General features: G+C 63.9%; 16 protein-coding genes. 15 read left to right on the top strand and 1 reads right to left on the bottom strand.

Annotated features, from left to right (window positions below):
* The first annotated feature begins 144 nt into the window (after positions 1-144).
* The 9 genes from rpoE to recO all read left to right on the top strand — a co-directional run bounded on the left by rpoE (position 145) and on the right by recO (position 9,056).
* Positions 145-741: an RNA polymerase sigma factor RpoE gene (gene rpoE / locus EYV96_RS05565; RefSeq protein WP_131151509.1), complete on the top strand. Its 597-nt coding sequence runs from the start codon at positions 145-147 to the stop codon at positions 739-741.
* Positions 738-1,403, top strand: a complete 666-nt coding sequence (locus EYV96_RS05560; protein ID WP_131150470.1) for a sigma-E factor negative regulatory protein — start codon at positions 738-740, stop codon at positions 1,401-1,403. Before rpoE ends, EYV96_RS05560 begins: the two co-directional genes overlap by 4 nt.
* A gap of 131 nt (positions 1,404-1,534) precedes the next feature.
* Positions 1,535-3,022 carry a DegQ family serine endoprotease gene (locus EYV96_RS05555; protein WP_131150469.1) on the top strand — a complete coding sequence of 496 codons (1,488 nt, stop codon included), beginning with the start codon at positions 1,535-1,537 and terminating at the stop codon, positions 3,020-3,022.
* A gap of 313 nt (positions 3,023-3,335) precedes the next feature.
* The gene (gene lepA / locus EYV96_RS05550) at positions 3,336-5,126 is read left to right on the top strand and encodes a translation elongation factor 4 (RefSeq protein ID WP_131150468.1); all 1,791 of its coding nucleotides are present in this window, start codon (positions 3,336-3,338) and stop codon (positions 5,124-5,126) included.
* Positions 5,127-5,228: 102 nt separating this feature from the next.
* Complete coding sequence (gene lepB, locus EYV96_RS05545) at positions 5,229-6,140, top strand: signal peptidase I (RefSeq protein ID WP_131150467.1); 912 nt, start codon at positions 5,229-5,231, stop codon at positions 6,138-6,140.
* A 147-nt stretch (positions 6,141-6,287) separates the two neighbouring features.
* Positions 6,288-6,668, top strand: coding sequence for a DUF4845 domain-containing protein (locus tag EYV96_RS05540; RefSeq protein ID WP_131150466.1), 381 nt, complete (start codon positions 6,288-6,290; stop codon positions 6,666-6,668).
* Positions 6,669-6,671: 3 nt separating this feature from the next.
* On the top strand, positions 6,672-7,328 hold the full coding sequence (gene rnc, locus EYV96_RS05535) for a ribonuclease III (RefSeq protein WP_131150465.1): 657 nt from the start codon (positions 6,672-6,674) through the stop codon (positions 7,326-7,328).
* Positions 7,325-8,266 carry a GTPase Era gene (gene era / locus EYV96_RS05530; protein ID WP_205746096.1) on the top strand — a complete coding sequence of 314 codons (942 nt, stop codon included), beginning with the start codon at positions 7,325-7,327 and terminating at the stop codon, positions 8,264-8,266. Before rnc ends, era begins: the two co-directional genes overlap by 4 nt.
* An 82-nt stretch (positions 8,267-8,348) precedes the next feature.
* Positions 8,349-9,056, top strand: coding sequence for a DNA repair protein RecO (gene recO / locus EYV96_RS05525; RefSeq protein WP_131150464.1), 708 nt, complete (start codon positions 8,349-8,351; stop codon positions 9,054-9,056).
* Positions 9,057-9,099: 43 nt separating this feature from the next.
* Here the strand turns inward: recO and EYV96_RS05520 are convergent, their stop codons facing one another.
* Positions 9,100-9,858: a response regulator gene (locus EYV96_RS05520; protein ID WP_131150463.1), complete on the bottom strand. Its 759-nt coding sequence runs from the start codon at positions 9,856-9,858 to the stop codon at positions 9,100-9,102.
* A 44-nt stretch (positions 9,859-9,902) separates the two neighbouring features.
* On the opposite strand from EYV96_RS05520, the gene EYV96_RS05515 reads away from it, so the two are divergent.
* The 6 genes from EYV96_RS05515 to EYV96_RS05490 all read left to right on the top strand — a co-directional run bounded on the left by EYV96_RS05515 (position 9,903) and on the right by EYV96_RS05490 (position 16,089).
* Positions 9,903-11,927 (top strand): translocation/assembly module TamB domain-containing protein, encoded by a 2,025-nt coding sequence (locus tag EYV96_RS05515; protein WP_131150462.1) that lies wholly within the window; start codon positions 9,903-9,905, stop codon positions 11,925-11,927.
* Positions 11,928-11,966: 39 nt separating this feature from the next.
* Positions 11,967-12,575, top strand: coding sequence for a YdbL family probable chaperone protein (locus EYV96_RS05510; RefSeq protein WP_131150461.1), 609 nt, complete (start codon positions 11,967-11,969; stop codon positions 12,573-12,575).
* 80 nt (positions 12,576-12,655) lie between these two features.
* Complete coding sequence (rlmD, locus tag EYV96_RS05505; RefSeq protein WP_131150460.1) at positions 12,656-13,972, top strand: 23S rRNA (uracil(1939)-C(5))-methyltransferase RlmD; 1,317 nt, start codon at positions 12,656-12,658, stop codon at positions 13,970-13,972.
* A 7-nt stretch (positions 13,973-13,979) separates the two neighbouring features.
* A complete protein-coding gene (locus EYV96_RS05500; protein ID WP_131150459.1) occupies positions 13,980-14,522 on the top strand; it encodes a CYTH domain-containing protein in 543 nt (180 codons plus the stop codon).
* Entirely contained in the window at positions 14,516-15,532 is a 1,017-nt protein-coding gene (gene nagZ / locus EYV96_RS05495; protein ID WP_131150458.1) for a beta-N-acetylhexosaminidase, read from the top strand. Before EYV96_RS05500 ends, nagZ begins: the two co-directional genes overlap by 7 nt.
* Positions 15,529-16,089 carry a hypoxanthine-guanine phosphoribosyltransferase gene (locus EYV96_RS05490; protein WP_131150457.1) on the top strand — a complete coding sequence of 187 codons (561 nt, stop codon included), beginning with the start codon at positions 15,529-15,531 and terminating at the stop codon, positions 16,087-16,089. Before nagZ ends, EYV96_RS05490 begins: the two co-directional genes overlap by 4 nt.
* Positions 16,090-16,104 lie beyond the last annotated feature (15 nt).

Below are 16,104 nucleotides of genomic sequence, written 5' to 3'. Positions count from 1 at the left end.
CGGGACGGAAAATGCCATTCAGCACTGGGCCTGGGGCATCCGTGGCAGCATGCTGAACTTGCGACGGCGATCCTTGTCTTAGCGGATCGACCAAGCCGGCGGAATCCGACGCGAGTGGCAGCAGTAATCAAGGAGACGGCCCGGATGGGCGAAAACGAGCTGGATAGCGCGCTGGTCGAGCGGGTCCAAAAAGGGGACAAGCGGGCGTTTGACCTGTTGGTGCGCAAGTACCAGCACAAGGTCATCGGCCTGATCTCGCGCTACATCAACAACTACGCCGAGTGCGAAGACGTCGCGCAAGAGGCGTTCGTGCGCGCCTGGCGCGCCATTGGCTCGTTCCGCGGAGAAAGCGCGTTCTACACCTGGATGTACAAGATCGCCGTCAACACGGCGAAAAATCACCTGGTGGCGATGGGGCGCCGGCCGCCGACCGACGATATCGCCGTGGATGACGCCGTTTTCGTGCCCGGCGCGGACCGCATGCACGAAAGCGCCACACCTGAACGCGAATTAATGCGACAGGAAATTGAACAAACGGTGTATTCGACTGTCCAAGCCTTGCCCGAAGAGCTGCGCACGGCCATTACCTTGCGGGAAGTGGACGGTCTCAGCTATGAAGAAATCGCCGAGGCGATGGGCTGTCCGATCGGTACGGTTCGTTCACGTATCTTCCGGGCACGTGAGGCAATTGACGAGAAATTGCGGCCGCTGTTGTCCGACCGCGAGGACCTGACTCCATGACTGATACCCAACGCGAAAACCTTTCGGCCGGTATGGACGGCGAGCTCAGTGCTGAAGAGCTGCGCTTCCTTCTGCGTCGAATCGATCACGATGCGGCGTTGCAGCACGCCTGGACGCGCTATCACCTCGTGCGCGATGGCGTGCGCGGGCAGGTGACTCCATTGGCGACCTCGGGCTTCTCGGCCCGGGTGATGCTGGCGATCGAACAGGAGTCGGGCGCCGTGGCAGGCACCGGGAAACGCCATTGGCTGCGCTGGTCCGCAGGTGGTGCCATTGCGGCCAGTGTTGCCGTGGCGGCCCTGATGGTTTCGCAGCCGGTGGGTCCGGGTGCCGGCCATTCCGGTGCGACGTCGCTGACGACGGCGTCCGTGACGCCTTCGCAGGACGCCAATGCCAACACGATTACCCAGTCGACGTCGCCGGCCGCGGCTCCGCCGTGGCTCAATCAGTACACCGGTTTGCCGTCGCAGCTGACGCAACAGGCGGCCGCAACGGTCGACAGCGGTGACAGCACCTATCTGTACAGTCGCAATCCATCCAATCCGTATCAAATTGATCGCTACCGCGCGATCAACAACGGGGATGGCAGCTATCTGTTGCTGCTGCACCCCGATCAGCAGTCGCACCAGCCGGCATCGCGCCAGGCAGTCGCCAATCAGTGAGGCCTGCGGTGCACCGTGATCCGGGTCGCTGCCGCTCCTTCCGTTCCTTTGCTCGTACGTCAATCGACCCATGCCATGGGTCGATCGATCGTGCGCGCCTTCTCATCTCACCCGTCTTCAAGGAGAAATGCATGAAGTCCATGACCCTGCGTCGCGCGGTTTGCTGCGCGCTGGTCAGTCTTGCCGTCATTGGCGGTGCCCAGGCGCAGACGCCTGCCGCGCCAGCTGCTCCGGTCGCCGGCCTTCCTGATTTCACCGGCATCGTGCAGAAAAACGCACCGGCCGTGGTCCACGTGGAGGCGAAGTACACAGGCAAGACAGCGCGCAAGGGACGACAGGCCCAGGGGCGCGCCACGCCGGACGATCCGCAGATGGATATGTTCCGACGTTTCTTCGGCATGCCCATGATGCCGTCGCCGGAGGAGCAGCAGCGCACGTCACTGGGCTCGGGCTTCATCATTTCCGCTGACGGCTACATCCTTACCAATACCCACGTCGTTGACGATGCCGACACCGTCACCGTGCGTCTTCAGGATCGACGCACGCTCACCGCCAAAGTGGTTGGCAGCGATCCCCAGTACGACATCGCCTTGCTCAAGGTCGATGCGGGCGGCGCACTCCCCTTCGTTTCCATCGGTGATTCGCGCACGCTCAAGCCGGGGCAGTGGGTGCTGGCCATCGGTTCACCCTTTGGCTTCGACTACACGGTGACCCAGGGCATCGTCAGTGCAGTCGGACGAAACCTGGGCAGTCAGGATCAACCCTACACGTCATTCATTCAGACCGATGTGCCGATCAATCGTGGCAATTCCGGTGGTCCGCTGTTCGATCTGCAGGGGCGCGTCGTAGGCGTGAACTCCCAGATCTACTCCAACACCGGCGGATATCTTGGCGTGGCCTTCTCGATACCGATCGATGTCGCCATGAACGTGGTCAAGCAGATCAAGGAAAAGGGTTACGTCACGCGTGGACAGCTGGGCGTGATGATGCAGCCGATCACTGACGACATGGCAAAGGCTTTCAAGCTCGGCAGCAGTGCCGGCGCAGCCGTCACCCAGGTATCCCCGGGGAGTGGCGCCGAAAAGGCCGGCCTGAAGGCAGGGGACGTGATCCTGGCCTATAACGGCCAGGCGATCAGCCAGGTGGCCGACCTCCCGCCGCTGGTGGGCATGACACCGCCCGGCAGCAAGGCCACCTTGCAGATCCTTCGCGACGGCAAGAAGCAGGATGTCACGGTAACCGTCGGTGAGATGAAGCGGGACAGCAAGACCGGTGCGGTCACGCAGGGAAGTGGTGAGCCGGCGCCGACGCGCAGTGGCACCACTGCCCTGGGTCTGTCGGTGGAAGATGCCGACAGCGATACCCGCAAGGAACTGGGCCTGAAGGCGGGCGAGGGCGTGGTGATCAGTGATATCACCGGCCCCGTCGCGGCGCGTGCCGGCCTTCAGCCGGGCGATGTCATCCTGATGGTCAATCAGCAACGCGTCGGTAGTGCAGCGGCGTTCCGTGATGCCACCAAGGGCCTCAAGGCAGGTGATACCGTCCTGCTGCTGGTTCGCCACGGTGACCAGAGCGGGTTCGTGGGGCTGACCGTGCCAGGCAAGGGTGACGACGAGTAAGCCGCTCGCGATAGCCGCAAAAAAGGCCCCGCCCTCGTGCGGGGCTTTTTTTGGCCCGGTCGAGAGGTCATCGTTCCTGCGCCCTCCGGGCGCGCTTGAGGCCGCCAGCGGCGGGCTGCGCCGTGGGAGCGAGCCTCTTTCGCCCGTCGCAGGCTCATGGCAGGACCTGTCGCGGACTCAGCCCGGGAGGGGCACGGTGCGCCCGCTTCCCCGGTCTCCAGCCATTCCATGCGATAATGCCGGGTTCGTATCACCATCCCGGTGGACGCTGCCGGCGGGTGCCGCCCGGCAGAGAATGCAGCCAGCGTGTTCCATGGAACTGATCCGCAACTTCTCCATCATTGCTCATATCGATCACGGCAAGTCCACGCTTGCGGACCGCATCATCCAGATCTGCGGCGGCCTGTCCGAGCGCGAGATGGAAGCCCAGGTGCTGGACAGCAATCCGATCGAACGCGAGCGCGGCATTACCATCAAGGCCCAGTCCGTGTCGCTGCCGTACAAGGCGCGCGACGGCAAGACCTACCAGCTCAACTTCATCGATACCCCCGGCCACGTCGACTTTTCCTATGAAGTGAGCCGTTCGCTGGCGGCGTGCGAAGGTGCGCTGCTGGTGGTTGACGCCGCCCAGGGCGTGGAAGCCCAGTCGGTGGCCAACTGCTATACGGCCGTCGAAATGGGGCTGGAAGTGGTGCCGGTGCTGAACAAGATCGACCTGCCGACCGCCGATCCGGAAAAGGTGAAAGGCGAGATCGAAGCGGTCATCGGCATCGAGGCCGACGAGGCCGTGGCTGTGAGCGCCAAGACGGGACTGAACGTCACCGAAGTGCTCGAGGCCATCGTCGCGCGCATTCCGCCGCCGAAGCCGGGAAACACGGATCGCCTGCAAGCCCTGATCATTGACTCCTGGTTCGACAATTACCTGGGCGTGGTGTCGCTCGTGCGCATCATCCAGGGCGAAATCCGACCGGGCGACAAGCTGCTTGTGATGTCCACCGGCCGCGCGCATGAAGTGAGCGAAGTGGGCGTGTTCACGCCCAAGCGCAAGAAGCTCGACAAGCTCGCATCGGGCGAGGTGGGCTGGATCACCGCCTCGATCAAGGACGTGCACGGAGCCCCGGTGGGCGACACGCTCACGCACGCGGGCAAGCCCGCCGACCATGCGTTGCCTGGCTTCCAGACGATGCAGCCGCGCGTGTTCGCCGGCCTGTTCCCGGTTTCTGCCGACGATTACCCTGCCTTGCGCGAGGCGCTGGACAAGCTGCGCCTTAACGATGCCGCGTTGTTCTTTGAGCCGGAAAGCTCCGAAGCCATGGGTTTCGGATTCCGCTGTGGCTTCCTGGGCATGCTGCACATGGAAATCGTGCAGGAGCGCCTGGAGCGCGAGTACGATCTGGATCTGATTACCACCGCACCGACGGTGGTGTACGAAATTCTCAAGAACGACGGCTCGATCATGCTGCTGGACAACCCGGCCAAGCTGCCGCCGTCCACCGTGGTGCAGGAGATTCGCGAACCGATCATCGTCGCGAACATCCTCACGCCGGCCGATTACATCGGTAACATCATCACCTTGTGTGAAGAGAAGCGCGGCATCCAGCGTGGCATTCAGTACCTGGCGAGCCAGGTGCAGATCAGCTACGAGCTTCCGCTGGCCGAAGTCGTGCTTGATTTCTTCGATCGCCTGAAGTCGGTTTCGCGTGGCTACGCGTCGATGGATTACCATCTGGAGCGCTTTGACGCCGGTCCGTTCGTGCGCACCGATGTGCTTATCAATGGCGATCGCGTGGATGCCCTGTCGCTCATCGTTCATCGCAGCCACGCCGATCGGCGCGGTCGCGACCTGGTCGAGCGCATGAAGGATCTCATTCCCCGGCAGCAGTTCGACGTAGCCATTCAGGCAGCCATCGGCGCCCAGGTCATTGCGCGGTCCACCGTGAAAGCCCTGCGCAAGAACGTTCTGGCCAAGTGCTATGGCGGCGACGTCAGCCGCAAGAAGAAGCTGCTGGAGAAGCAGAAAGAAGGCAAGAAGCGCATGAAGCAGGTGGGCCGAGTGGAGATTCCGCAGGAAGCCTTCCTGGCCGTCTTGAAGGTCGATAAGTAGAAAAGTCGGGATGTGGGAATAGGGTAAACGCCATAGATCACGCCAACGCGCCGCGTTCTATGCTCTTGTCCGAGACCTGCATTCCGCTCCGAAGGAGCTCTCATGGATTTTGATTTTTCGGCGATTTTGCTTGGCCTGACCGTTGTTTTCGGTGTTATTTGGGGTCTGGATCGCCTGTTCCTGTACAAGCAGCGCAAGGCCCGGGCCGATGCGGCCGGAAAGGAAGTCCAGGATCCGGTACCCGTCGACTGGGCCCGGTCGCTGTTTCCGGTCGTCCTGGTGGTGCTGTTGCTGCGCTCGTTCGTGGCCGAACCGTTCCGGATTCCCTCGGGTTCCATGATGCCGACCCTGGACGTGGGTGACTTCATCCTCGTCAACAAGTTTGCCTACGGCCTGCGCATGCCGGCCTTCAACAACAAGTTCGTCTCGATCGGTGAGCCCAAGCGCGGCGATGTCGTGGTGTTCCGGTTCCCGGGCTACCTCTGCAATGTGAACGGCAAGCTGGTGCGCAGCGGTGACCAGAGCTGCGAGCATCCGGAAGCACCGGTACCGAACGCCAACTGGATCAAGCGCGTGATCGGCCTGCCGGGCGATCGCATCGAAGTGCACGGTGATCAGTTGATGATCAACGGCCAGACGGTCGCGGCCGATCTGGTCGGTCCGTACGTCGGCGATCCCAAGCGTGACGAGTCCCGCCTGATGCTGGAAATGGGTGCGACCCTGTGGACCGAGCATCTCCAGACGCAGGACGGCAAGTCGGTCGATCACCTGATCGCTCGCATGCCGAACTTCAACCACCCGCCATCGATTCCCAGTCCCGCGGTTCCGGCCATCGTCCCGCAAGGCTGCTACCTGGTCATGGGCGACAACCGTTACAACAGTACCGATAGCCGCTGGTGGGGCTGCATGCCGGAGGAGAATCTGGCCGGCAAGGCGTTCCTGATCTGGCTGAGCTGGAAGGGCGTGGGTTCGGGCTGGGTGGACTTCTCGCGCATCGGCCGGGTCATCCACTAAGTCAAAGCGTGATGCGGGTCGACTCGTCGCAGGTGACGACGAGCCGGCATAGCGCGAGAATCCGCTCGCCATGCCGGCCGATCGCCGGCGGGCAGGCACTGAATCCAAGGTCGAGGGGAGCCGCCCGTGCGGCATAGCGAGGGGACTATGAAGGGCAAGCAGTCAGGTATCACCCTGATCGGTTTTTTGATCGTTTTGCTGGTGGTGGGGTTCTTCGGCTTCATGGCCATGAAGCTGGTGCCGGCCTATACCGAGTTCATGGGCGTTAACAAGGCCATGAGCCAGGTGGCTTCGGCAGGTGTGGAAGGCAAGACGCTGGACGATATTCGTCGCGACCTGATGTTCAAGATGGGCTTCCAGTACGTGGACGACTCCACCATCAAGCCCCAGGACATCACGCTCAAGCGTGTGAATAACGCGGCCGAACTTCACGTGGAATACGAGAAGCGCGTGCCGTTCATGTACAACATCGACTTCCTGCTGCATTTCGAAAAGACCGTGACGCTGCAGGGCAACGTGGGTTACTGAAGTTTGGCAAAACTTACTTACCGCTTCCGCGATCCGGCTCTGGCGCAACTGGCACTCACCCATCGCAGTGCCGGCAAGCCGAACAATGAGCGGTTGGAATTCCTCGGCGACGCCCTGCTCGGGGTGATCGTCGCCGAGATGTTGTATGACGCCCATCCCAACGCCAGCGAAGGCGAGCTGTCGCGTTTGCGCGCGCAGCTCGTCAACGGTCAGGCGCTGGCGGTGGTGGCGCGGGAGCTGGAGCTGGGGGATGATCTCAAGCTCGGTTCCGGCGAACTCAAGAGCGGCGGGTTCCGCCGTGATTCCATCCTTGCCGACGCTTTCGAGGCCATGGTGGCCGCGGTCTACCAGGACAGCGACTTCGATGCCTGCCGGAACTGGGTCCGGGAGCTGTTCGACGAGCGCATCGCGGCCATTCCGCGATCCTCCAAAGACGCCAAGACCCGGTTACAGGAATGGCTCCAGGCCAAGGGTTGGCCGTTACCCCAGTACGAATTGAAAGACAGCCACGGCGAAGACCACGCCAAGACTTTTGACGTAACCTGTGCTATCGAAGAGCCACAGGCCCTCGTCGCCGAAGGGCGTGGCGGGAGCCGGCGCGCCGCCGAGCAGGACGCGGCTGAGTCCGTGCTGCGCCAGTTGCAGGAATCCAGATCATGATTGAAGACGAAACTTTTGATGCCGGTGAACCGGCCGAGCTGCCCCACGACGACTTCCGCTGCGGGCTCGTCGCCCTGGCGGGGCGCCCCAACGTGGGCAAGTCGACCCTGCTCAACGCGCTGATCGGATTCCGGCTGTCCATCGTCAGCCCGCGCCCCCAGACCACGCGTCATCGCATCCTGGGCATCGCGACCAGCGAGGCGGGGCAGATCCTTTACGTCGACACGCCCGGCCTGCATCGCGGGGCCAAGCGTGCGATGAACCGCAGCCTCAATCGTGCCGCGCGTTCGGCCATCAGCGAAGTCGACCTGGCCGTGCAGGTGATCGAGGCCAACCGGTGGACCGACGAAGACCAGGCGCTCTATGAAGCGCTGGTCGAACAGAAAGTCCCGCGCCTGCTCGCCATCAACAAGGTGGATCTGAGCAAAGACAAGTCGACACTGCTGCCGTTCGTCGCCGACCTGATGGAGCATCGCAGCTTCGATGACGTCTATTACGTCAGCGCGCTCAAGGAAAAGGGCCTGAAGGATCTCGAGCAGGGCATCCTCAAGCGCCTGCCCGTGCAGCCGCCGGTGTATGGCGACGACGAAGTCACCGATCGCAGCGAGCGTTTTCTTGCCGCGGAAATGGTGCGCGAGCAGCTGATGCTGCGCCTCGACCAGGAATTGCCGTACGCCACCACAGTCGAGATCGAGCAGTTCAAGGATCGCGACGATGGCGTGGCGGAAATCCACGCGGTGATCTGGGTCGAGCGTGATGGTCAGAAGGCCATCGTCATTGGCAACGGTGGCGCGCAGCTCAAGGCCATCGGCACGTCCGCCCGTCGCAAGATGGAAACCCTGTTTGAACGCAAGGTGTTCCTGCGCCTGTGGGTGAAGGTGCGCGAAGGCTGGGTCGACGATGAAACCATGCTCAAGAAGTTTGGTTACACCGACTGAGCGAAGCCTCCGCCTTTCCGGGGACAACGCCCATGCGTTGGCCCCGATACTCCCGCGCGACGATTTCGTCTGAGCTCCCGCCATGAGAGTCCAGCAACAGCCAGCCTTCGTCCTGCACGCGCGGCCTTACCGCGAAACCTCCATGCTGCTCGAATGCCTGACGCCCGAATTCGGTCGTATCGGCGTGGTGGCACGGGGCGTACGGCGCGAAAAGGCGCGGCTCCAGCGATCCCAGCTGGAGCCCTTCCAGCGATTGTCGCTGGATCTCATGCTCAAGGGCGAACTGGCCGCCTTGCAGGGTGCCGAATCGGTGGGCCCCGGCGTTCGCCTCGAAGGGCAGGCTGGCCTGGCTGGTCTCTACGTCAATGAACTGGTGGTCCGGCTAACCGTTCGCCAGGATCCCATGCCGGATCTTTTCGAGGCCTACGCCACCCTGCTGGCGCGCCTGGGATCGAGCGAATCGCAGGCCTGGACGCTGCGCAGGTTTGAACGCGACTTGCTTGATGTCTGCGGCTACGCGTTGCAGCTGGAATTCGAGGGCGAGTCAGGCGAACCCATCGCGCCCGGGCTTCACTACCGCTATCACGCTGAACTGGGTGCCACGCCGTGCCGGGCTGATGTCCCGCATGCCTTGCGGGGCAGCGACTTGCTGGCCCTGGGAAGCGACCAGGCGCCGGACACCGTGGGGCTTTCGGCACTGCGCAGCATGATGAGGGACGTCATCCGCTTTCATCTGGGTGGCGCTGAACTGCGCGCATGGCGCGTCCTGGGTGCTGCGGTCAGGCGTTAGGCCATGCACGTTGAAGTTCGCGGTGCCGTTGCAGCGCGAATGATCAGGCCACGGTGACGTGCGGATCGAGCGCCTCGATGGTGGAAATCAGTGTCTGCCGAAACCGGCCGAGCACATCCTCCGGCACCCTGCCACCGGACGCCAGGCAATCACGCACCTGCACCACGCGCTCGGCCAGGGCCACTGCGCCGCAGAAGCCACATGACGCGCGCAGGCGATGGAGCCGGTCGGCAAATGCGGGGCTCTCCGGTCTGAGGCTGTCCAGCTCCTGATAAAGCGCCACCAGCTCGTCGCGAAGCAGGGACCGCATGGCCTGAAGGATCTGCGGATTGCCGGTGCTGGCCAGGCCCTGGCTGTCATCCAGCACCGGCTGCGTCGAGATCAGCGGGTGAACCAGAGACACGATGCGACGCAGGTCGGCCAGGTCGCAGGGCTTTTGAAGTACGTCAGTGAAACCGCTGGAAATCAGTTGCTGGCGCTGGGCAGCGTCCATGTCCGCGCTGGTGGCGACGGCCGTGCTTTCGCCTGAATGGGCCTGTGGGTCGGCCCGCAACTCGCTCAGGACCTCCTCGGCCCCGGCCCCGGGCATGCGGCAATCGAGGAGGAGCAGGTCGAAGGTTTCTTCCCGACCCCGGGCAATGGCCGAGGGGCCGTCATTGCAGGCCTCGGCGCTCAAACCCAGCGTACGCATGGCTTCCACGAGGAAAAGCCGGCTGGCCGGGTCGTCGTCCGCGACCAGGACACGCAGGGTGTTGGAACAATCCGGAGAACCGGAAGGGCCGGAAGTAGGGGTGTTGAACATGACTAGTCCGTGTCGTTCAGCTGATTTTGGCAGAATGGCGCGACATGCGTCTCACATCAAGCCACCTTTGGTTGTATCTGTGCGCCTTGTTGGGTTTGGCCCTGGCCGTACCCGCGCGCGCCGACACGGTGCTCGCGGCCAGGACGATTTCCGCCCCCGGCGTAAAGCTGCAGGACGTCCAGATCCGCGTAGGCGAGGACGGGCAGGGTGGTCTGACGGTTCGGATCAAGGCCAGCCGCGCGGAGGTATCCGCCATTGGCTGGCGCCGCGTCGGCATGGATATGCAGGGCGTGCTGTCGCGGGATACCCACCTGCGCTGGCTGTTCGACGGCACCCTCAAGATGACCGGCGCTCCCGGCGGCGCCTTGAGCGACGCCACGGTCAACCTGGTGCTGGATGACGCGGCCAACACCTTCCAGGCGGATCTGAGCCAGGGCAAGGCCACCGCCAGCACAGCCCTTCCGCTGGACCAGCCGACCCATGCGCAGATCAGCCTCAGCGACCTGCCCAGTGGCTGGCTCCAGGGTCTGTTGGCCGGCGCCTGGTCGGGCCGCTTGACCGGTGGCCGGGTCGACGCCGAGCTCGCTCTGGATATCCAGCAGAACGGTGTCCAGGCGTCCGGGCAGTTCGGTCTCACCGAGCTGGGCTTCGATACGCCGACAGGCACGATGGCGGGGCAGAAGGTCAATGCTACCGGCCGGCTCAATCTGGACACGACCTCGGGGCCGACCCGCATCGGTCTGGACGGCAGCCTTCGCGGCGGCGAGCTGCTGATGGGGCCGGTCTACGCGAAACTCCCCGATCACGCCGTGCAGCTTGGCCTGGACGCCAGCGCAAAGAACGGCGCTGTCGACCTCAGTCGCTTGCGCATTGGCGACGCCGATGCGCTGCAACTGGACGGCTCACTCGGCTTCGATGCCAAAGGCAATCTCCAGCGCCTGACCTTCAGCAAGTTCGAAGCCAGTTTCCCGGCGGCCTATCAGCGCTACGGCCAGTCCTGGCTCGCCACGATGGGCATGCGCAATGCGCGCATCAACGGGCAGTTGAGCGGTGCGCTCGACATGGATGATGACGGCCTGCGCAGCTTTGCTTTCGATACCGATGGACTCGACTTCGCCGATGGCGATGGCCGCATGTCCGTGGCCGGACTCAAAGGTGGCATGGACTGGACGCTCCGCGGCGATCGTCCTGCCACGACGCTCAGCTGGCGCAGCCTGCAGATCTACCGTCTCGCCAATGGCGCAGCGCAGACCAGCTGGCTGAGTCGCGATGGCACGCTGGCGATGCAAAAGCCCGTCGACATCAGCGTACTCAATGGCCGCCTGCACCTGGATGCCCTCGACTGGCGTCCGGCGGCCGCACGCGGCAAGCGCTTCAGTACGTCGATGGCGCTGACCGGCGTCGACATGGCTGCCTTCAGCCGCACCATGGGATGGCCGGAATTCCCCGGTACGCTGGGTGGGGCGATTCCGTCCCTGCGCTGGGTCGACGATCGGGTGGAACTCGAAGGTGGCTTGTCGGTGAACGTGTTCGACGGATTCGTCGACGTGACCCGTCTGTCGCTGCAGGATCCGTTCGGCACCAGTCCCGTGCTCGCGGGCGATGTCACGCTGCGGCAGCTGGATCTGGGCGCCATGACCAGCGTCTTCGACATCGGCAACATCACCGGTCGCATGGACGGTTCGATCGAGGATCTGCGCCTGGTGAACTGGAGTCCGGTGGCATTCCAGGCCCGCCTGCTGGCAGGCAGCGGGGGGCGTATCAGTCAGCGCGCGGTCAACAGCATCGTGTCGGTGGGCGGCGGTGGCATTGCGGCCGGCTTGCAGGGCGCCGTGCTGAAACTGTTCAAGACGTTCGGATACAAGCGCATCGGACTCAACTGCACGCTCCAGGGCAATGTCTGCCGTATGAGCGGGCTGGACGGCGCCGATGCGGACGGCTACACCATCGTCGAAGGCAGCGGCATTCCCCGCCTTCAGGTGGTCGGTCACCAGACCCAAGTGGACTGGCCGACCCTGGTCCGTCGCCTCAAGGCTGCGACCGAAGGCACGACGCCGGAAGTGCACTGATTCGCGGTAGTCTTGGCGTTCCATCAACCGGAGCCGGTCATGCGCAAGCTCGTGTATTTCTTGTTGACGTCGCTGTTCGTGGCCCTGGTGGGATGCGTCACCATCAACGTGTACTTCCCGGAAGCCGCTGCGCAGAAGGCTGCCGACCAGTTCATCGGCACGGTGCTGGATAACAGCAAGCCTGCGGCCAAGCCGTCCGGGAGTTCGGATACTCCGGAGCCTTCCAAGCCCGGCAAGCAGCCGTCTGCGATGTTGCTGGACCTGCTGATCCCGGCCGCCTATGCCGCAGAACAGCCGGACATCCGCGTCCAGACCGCCACCAGCGAAGCGATCCGTGGCCGCATGCAGGAGCGCTTTCGTAGTTCGCTCGGGTCCCTGTTCGATGCCGGCGCCGTCGGCTTCACCAAGGACGGCCTCGTCGCCGTGCGCGATGCAGCCCTGGTGCCCTTGAACCAGCGTGCCGAGGTGAATGCGACCGTGGCCGACGAAAACCGCGACCGCAACGCGCTTTATCGCGAAGTGGCCAATGCGAACAACCATCCGGAGTGGGAGTCGCAGATCCGCGCCACCTTTGCCAAGGGCTGGGTCGAGCGGGCCAAGGCAGGCTGGTATTATCAGGACGCCTCGGGCGCGTGGAAGCAGAAATAGACCGCGCCGCGCCTCATTCCCACTCAAGTGTCCGCCCGGAGCGTCACCTGTCCGGGCGTACGCCTTTTTGAAAGCTGCTGATGAAAGAATTCGAAGCCAACATCATCGACCTCAGTCACGACGGCCGCGGTGTCGCGCGCGTGGACGGCAAGGCCGTCTTCGTGTCGGGTGCCCTGCCGGGCGAGGACGTCCTCCTGCGCATCCGCAAGCGCCATCGCCATTTTGACGAGGCCGAGGTGGTGGAGTGGCGCACCCGCTCCGAACATCGTGTCGAGCCGAAGTGCCGTCACTACGGCCAGTGCAGCGGTTGTTCGCTCCAGCACATGGACGCGCCATCGCAGATCCATGCCAAGCAGCGCGTGCTGGCCGAGAACTTCGAGCGCATCGGCAAGGTGACGCCGCAGACGTGGCTGCCGCCGCTCACTGACCAGCCCTGGGGTTACCGGCGCAAGGGCCGTTTGTCGGTGCGTTATGTCACCAAGAAGGGTCGCGTGCTCGTCGGCTTCCGCGAAGAAGACAATCCGCGCTTCGTCGCCGATATCGAACAGTGCGAAGTCGTGCACCCGTCGCTGGGCCCGAAGATCGGCCTGCTCGCCAACCTGATCAGCGGGATGGATGCGGCGCAGGACATCGCGCAGATCGAGTTCGCCGCGGGCGACGACATCATGGCCCTGGTGTTCCGTCACCTCAAGCCGCTGAGTGAACGCGATACGTCCGCTCTCGTGGCCTTTGGCAAGGAACACGGTTTCGCCATCTACCTGCAGCCCGGTGGCATCAGCAGCGTGCATGCGCTGTGGCCGGAAGATGCCCGCCTGTCGTTCCGCATCGGCAGTGGACGTGATGATATCCAGGACGTCGAGCTCGAGTTCCGTCCGCTGGATTTCGTGCAGGTCAATGCCGGCATGAACCAGCGCATGATGGCGCGCGCCATGGAACTGCTCGATCCGCAGCCGACGGATCGCGTGCTTGATCTGTTCTGTGGACTGGGCAACTTCACCTTGCCCATTGCCCGGCGTGTCGCCGAAGCCGTGGGCATCGAAGGCGAGCATGGGCTGGTCGAGCGCGCGGCGGAAAACGCCATGCGCAATGGCATCCAGCACGCCCGTTTTGAAGTCGCCAACCTGTTCGAAGACCAGCGCCACATGCCGTGGGCCAAACAGTCCTGGGACAAGATCCTGCTCGATCCGCCGCGTGCTGGTGCCGACAAGGTGCTGGAATACCTGCCGGGTCGCGATACGCATCGCGTGGTCTATGTGTCCTGCCATCCGGGTTCACTGGCGCGCGACGCCGGCATCCTGGTGCAGAAGCACGGCTTCCGCCTGAGTGCGGCAGGCGTCATGGACATGTTCCCGCACACCGCGCACGTGGAATCCATCGCCTTGTTCGAACGCGACTGAGGCCGGCATGGGCGTCGAGATTGAACGCAAGTTTCTTGTTCGCGGTGACGACTGGCGTGCCACTGCCGCGCGCAGCGAAGCGATGGCGCAGGGCTACCTCATCAGCGGCGCTGCCTTGCAGGCCGGTCTGGCACGATCGTCGGTCCGGGTGCGCCTGGCTGGGCCGAAGGCCTGGCTGAACATCAAGTCGGCCGAGCTGGGCATCGAGCGGGCCGAATACGAATACGACATCCCCGTCGACGATGCGCGCCGCATGCTGGCGGATCTGTGCGACGGCGTGGTGGAAAAGATTCGCCACTTTGTCACTGTCGACGGCGTATTGTTCGAGGTCGATGAGTTCAAGGGCGACAACGCGGGGCTGGTCGTGGCGGAAGTGGAACTGGACGCCGCAGACGCTGCGTATCCGACGCCCTCGTGGCTTGGGACCGAAGTGAGTTCGCTGGTGCGCTACTACAACGTCAACCTGATCGCTCATCCGTATGCGCGTTGGTCGCAGGCCGAGCGTGATGCCACTGATGCACGGGCACAGGAAGGAGAAGGCGGATGCTGATGATCGGCCTGGCGGGTCTGGAGCTTTCCGATGCCGAGCGTGGCTGGCTGGTCGCGCCGGGTGTATCAGGCGTCATCCTGTTCGCCCGCAACTTCGCGTCGCGCGACCAGGTGATGGCGCTCATCGAATCGATTCGCGAGGTCGCTGGCGAAGACATCCTCGTCGCCGTCGACCAGGAAGGCGGGCCGGTGCAGCGTTTCCGCGATGGATTTACCCGCTTGCCGCCGTTGTCGAGTGTGGGCGAGGTTTACGATCGCGATGCGAATGAGGCGATCCGCCTCGCCGAAGAACACGCATGGGTGATGGGTAGCGAAATGCGCGCGATCGGCGTGGATTTCAGTTTTGCCCCCGTGGTGGATCTGGCCCGTGGCAACGCGGCCATCGGCCTGCGCGCATTCCATGCCGATCCCACCGCTGCCGCCGAACTGGGCCAGGCCTATGTGCGCGGCATGCATCTGGCCGGCATGGCGGGGGTGCTCAAGCACTTCCCCGGGCATGGCTCGGTCGAAGTGGATACGCACAAGGCCGCGGCGGTCGATCCGCGCAGCCTGGAGACCATCCGCCGCAACGATCTCTACCCATTCGCCGAGTGCATCGATGCCCGCGTCGAAGCCGTGATGATGGCGCACGTGGTCTATCCGGAAGTCGACGCGAACCCGGCCGGTTTTTCCAATGTGTGGATCCAGCAGATCCTGCGCGGTGAGCTCGGCTTCAAGGGCGCGGTGATCAGCGACGACATCAGCATGGCCGCCGCCGGTGCTGCCGGTGGCGTGGCCGCGCGCGTGCATGCGCACCTCGACGCCGGCTGCGATCTCGTGCTGGCCTGCTTCCCTGACGTGGTCGAAGAGGCCATCGCCGCCGTCCAGGGGCGCGCCGCCGCGTCGCCCGAACGACTCTCGCCCCTGCGTGGTGCCCTGGGCGCCACCTGGGAAGGCCTCACCGACAACCCGCAACGCGATCGCTTCATCGCCCGCATCACGGCGCTCGACGCCCAGGAACATCACTCATGACCGCACCCGCCGCCAAGGCCGCGCCGTCGCTTCGCGCCGCGCTTGCCGATTCCGATCTGCTGTTCGACCGCGCCACCCTCGAAGGCGTCATTGCCGACATGGGGCGCCAGATCGATGCGGCGCTCGATGGCGAAAGGGCAGTGTTCCTCACCGTGATGAACGGTGCGCTGATCTTCGCCGGACATCTGGCGCTGGCCATTCGCACGGACGTGGAATTCGACTACGTGCACGCCACCCGTTATCGCGGTGCCACCTCAGGCAGCGAACTCACCTGGTTGCGTGAGCCGATGGTCCCGCTGGAAGGCCGTACTGTCCTTCTGGTTGACGATATTCTCGACGAGGGGCACACACTGAAGGCCGTCCGCGATGACTGCTTGCGCCGCGGCGCGAAGAAAGTGCTGATCGTCAGCCTGTGCACCAAGCAGCACGATCGCCTGGTCGAGGGTATCGCCGCCGACTTCAATGGCGTCGAGCTCCCGGATCGCTACGTGTTCGGATTCGGCATGGACTACTACGAGCAGGGCCGCAACCTGCCAGCCATCTACGCACTTAAGTAATCGCCTCGCGCGAGT

Origin of the sequence: Dyella terrae (genome assembly GCF_004322705.1) — a bacterium.
GTDB lineage: Bacteria > Pseudomonadota > Gammaproteobacteria > Xanthomonadales > Rhodanobacteraceae > Dyella_D > Dyella_D terrae.
The sequence above is the reverse complement of the archived record's forward strand: the minus strand, read 5'-3'. Positions and strand labels throughout refer to the sequence as shown.